Annotated in this window: 1 protein-coding gene; it reads right to left on the bottom strand. The window is 48.9% G+C overall.

Annotated elements, in window-relative coordinates:
• Positions 1-99: 99 nt before the first annotated feature.
• Positions 100-395 (bottom strand): hypothetical protein (locus tag AC1RPY_RS07695; protein ID WP_481763097.1); only part of this gene is annotated, 296 nt, incomplete at its 5' end.

Genomic DNA, 395 nt, shown 5'->3' with positions numbered 1-395 from the left:
TCGCTAAGCTGCTGGAAACGATAGACCGGTATATCATCGGGTGGATAAAATCCGTACTCCGACGCAATTAGCTTATACCGCTCCATCGTATCCTTTGAACTATTCAAAGGGAAAAAAGCTGTGGGCGGCCAGAGACAGCTTCGTCTCTGAAACCGCGCCACACTCCTTGCACTTGATACGAACGCGTTCCTCAACACCATACTTTTTCAGCTGTGCTTCGAAGTCCTTGATAAGTGCTACCTGATCAGGTGTGCACTCACCGACGATATCAATCCTCTGCTTGAGAGTCAGATAACCGGCTACGTGTTGGATATGCGTAGCGAGTTGAGCCAAGAACGAGAATTCGGAGCGTTGCTCTTCATCCTTCATCTCAGGAGCATCCGCAAACTCAAGAA

It is taken from the genome of Dellaglioa sp. CoH-56-MRSF-12 (assembly GCF_056782075.1).
The sequence above is the reverse complement of the archived record's forward strand: the minus strand, read 5'-3'. Positions and strand labels throughout refer to the sequence as shown.